The organism is Mycobacteriales bacterium (assembly GCA_035504215.1).
In the GTDB taxonomy this organism is placed as follows: domain Bacteria; phylum Actinomycetota; class Actinomycetes; order JAFAQI01; family JAFAQI01; genus DATAUK01.
On sequence record DATJSI010000003.1, the window covers coordinates 1 to 2,981 of the forward strand.

Here is a 2,981-nt window from a genome sequence, read left to right on the forward strand (position 1 = left end):
AGAATGAGGGGACAAAGGCCCGCTGACCTGGGAAAACACCTGGTAGGCCGGTGGAGCGGGTGACGGGAATCGAACCCGCACTGTCAGCTTGGGAAGCTGATGTTCTGCCATTGAACTACACCCGCGAGCGCCGGGCCGAGCCCGGCGGACCGCCCGAGGATAGCGTCCGCACCGCGCTCCCCGCTCGGTGCCGGGAGGCTAGGACGTGACCGTGATCCGCTTGGTCGCGACCGGCGTCCCCGTCACCGCGGAACCGCTGCCGATCAGCTTGAACATCCGGACGTTGTAGCCGCCCGGCGGTACGTCGACGGTGAACGATCCGTTGGCCTTGCAGCTGCTCGACAGCGCCTTCGGGAAGACCGCGATCTCCGTGCTGTTGACCGAGCCGCCAGGATCCGGCACCGGACTGAGCTGGCCCGGATGTGCACCCGGCCGCAGCCCGCCCACGCCGACGGTGATGACGAAGTGCATCGCGGCCGGGCCGGTTCCCGACCAGCGCAGCGTGGACCCGCGGTGCACGCTTGCCGAGCTCAACGCGATGGCCGGCACGTGGCAGTTGGTGGTGAGGCCCGGTGCCCGCGAGTCGAGGCCGTTGCGGATCAGGATCGCGACGACGATGATCGCCACGCCGCCGAGCGTCCACTTCCAGGTCGAGCGTTCGGGCAGGTCGACCGACTTCGACAGCGGCTGCGGCATCGGGACGCCACCGGCCGCGCGTTCGCGGCGCTGCATCTCGCTCTCTTCGAAGGCGCGCTGCGACCAGTCGCGCGGCTTCTTCCTGCGCCAGGCCATCGTGTGCGGCTAGCTCTCGGAGTCCGAGGTCGCGGACGCGTCGGCCGCTGCCCCCGCGGTCAGCACCCGCAACCCGATCGAGTCGGCGATGACCTGTGCGATGTCGATGACCGTGACCCCCTGCGCGCCGCCCTCGGCCCGCTTCGCGGTCACCGCGTCGTCGAGCATGATCAGGCAGTACGGGCATGACGTCGCGATGATCTCCGCACCGGTGCCGAGCGCCTCGTCGGTCCGCTCGACGTTGACCCGCTTGCCGACCCGCTCCTCCATCCACATCCGCGCGCCGCCCGCCCCGCAGCAGAAGCCGCGCCGGCCGTGGCGGTGCATCTCGACCCGCTCGAGACCTGGTACGGCGTCAAGCACCGTTCGGGGTGCGTCGTACACGCTGTTGTGCCGGCCGAGGTAGCACGGGTCGTGGTAGGTGAGCTTCGCGACGATCGGGTCCTGCGGTGCGAGCTTGCCCTCGGCGACCAGCCGGCCGAGCAGCTGCGAGTGGTGCACGACCTCGTAGTTGCCGCCAAGGGCCGGGTACTCGTTGCCGATCGTGTTGAAGCAGTGCGGGCACGAGGCGATGATCTTCTTCGCACCGACGCCGTCGAGGGTCTCGATGTTGGCCTTGGCCATCTCCTGCCACAGGTACTCGTTGCCCATCCGGCGCGCGGGGTCGCCGGTGCACGACTCGCCCGCGCCGAGGATCGCGAACTTCACTCCGGCGGCATGCATCACTCGCGCGATCGCCTGGGTCGAGCGGCGTGCGCGGTCGTCGAGGCCACCCGCGCACCCGACCCAGTAGAGCCACTCGATGTCGTCGGGGATGTGGTCGGTGACGACAGGGATGTCGAACTCGACGCCAGCGGTCCACTCTTCGCGCATGTCCGCGCGCAGCCCCCATGGGTTGCCGTGGTTCTCGACGTTGCGCAGCATCGTGCCGGCCTCGCTCGGGAACGACGACTCCATCAGGACCTGATAACGGCGCAGGTCGAGAATCGTATCGACGTGCTCGATGTCGACCGGGCACTCCTCGACGCAGGCGCCGCAGGTCGTGCAGGCCCACAGCGCGTCCGGGTCGATGACGTCGGGGACCAACGGCACCGGCTCCATCTCCGAGCCGTCCTCGGCCTTCGCACCGAGCAGCCGGTTGGACTGCGCGAACATCGAGTCACGGAGATTGGTGATGATGAGCTTCGGGTTCAGCGGCTTGCCGGTGGTCCAGGCCGGGCACTTGTCCTGGCACCGGCCGCATTCGGTGCACGCCAGCGTCTGCAACAGCTGCTGGTGGTGAAAGTTCTCGATGACACCGGCGCCGAGCACCGCATCCTCGTCCTCCATCAGTTTCTCGAGGTCGGGCGTCGTACCCAGCGGGCCGAGCGCCTTGGGCTGACGCTTCAACGATGCGTTCAGCGGCGCGGTGAAGATGTGCATGTGCTTGCTGTGCAGCACGAAGATCAAGAAGCCCATGACGACGGCGATCTGGGCGACGATGAACACCGTCTCGAACGCCTCGCTGTCGGGCGTGATGTAGGAGACCGCCTTCGATGCGAACGGCCACCAGCCGTCGTGCTGGTAGGGAAAGACGCCGGCGTTGATCTGCGCGCCGCGGTAGAGCAGCAGCGTCGCGATGACCAGGAAGATCAGGCCGAGCACGAGGTAGGCCTGGTCGGTGTGTGAGCCGTAGAAGCGCGAGCGCCGCCCGACCCGACGTGGCGACCGCGCCAACCGGATCGCGGCGAAGACCACGAGCGCGAGCAGTACGGCGGTCGCGAACGCGTCCTCGATGCAGCCGAGCGCACGGCTGTGACCGATGCCCGGGATTGCGAAGTCGCGCTGGAACAGCGCGCCGTAGGCCTCGATGATCGTGAGCAGCAGTGCGACGAAGGCCCAGAAGGTCAGCGCGTGGGCGATGCCGGACAGCTTGACCTTGAACAGCTTGCGCTGGCCGAAGACGTCGACGACCTGGGCCTCGACGGCGCCGACGACGGTCGGCCGGCGCTCGGGTGGGATCGGCGCACCGGCCAGCACCAACCGGGTCAGCCAGCCCACCCGGTAGGCCGCGAAGCCGAGCGCGACGACGGTCACGAGCAGGCCGAGCACGAGACGTACGGTCACGCCGGAAGACTACGAGCCCGCGAAGCGCCCCGGCGTACCCGGCTCGCACCCCTCCACCGCGGTGATCTTGACGTTGGAGGCGC

Annotated in this window: 2 protein-coding genes and 1 tRNA gene; all 3 read right to left on the reverse strand. The window is 68.7% G+C overall.

The window, feature by feature from the left end:
- Positions 1-51 precede the first annotated feature (51 nt).
- The 3 genes from VME70_00600 to VME70_00610 all read right to left on the reverse strand — a co-directional run bounded on the left by VME70_00600 (position 52) and on the right by VME70_00610 (position 2,898).
- Positions 52-125, reverse strand: a tRNA-Gly gene (locus VME70_00600).
- Positions 126-198: 73 nt separating this feature from the next.
- Positions 199-792 carry a hypothetical protein gene (locus VME70_00605; protein ID HTW18694.1) on the reverse strand — a complete coding sequence of 198 codons (594 nt, stop codon included), beginning with the start codon at positions 790-792 and terminating at the stop codon, positions 199-201.
- 9 nt (positions 793-801) lie between these two features.
- Positions 802-2,898 carry a (Fe-S)-binding protein gene (locus tag VME70_00610; protein HTW18695.1) on the reverse strand — a complete coding sequence of 699 codons (2,097 nt, stop codon included), beginning with the start codon at positions 2,896-2,898 and terminating at the stop codon, positions 802-804.
- Positions 2,899-2,981 lie beyond the last annotated feature (83 nt).

What these genes read in the sequence shown, in the direction of transcription:
- VME70_00605 (HTW18694.1), bottom strand. Translation starts at nt 792, where the DNA reads ATGGCCTGGCGCAGGAAGAAGCCGCGCGACTGGTCGCAGCGCGCCTTC.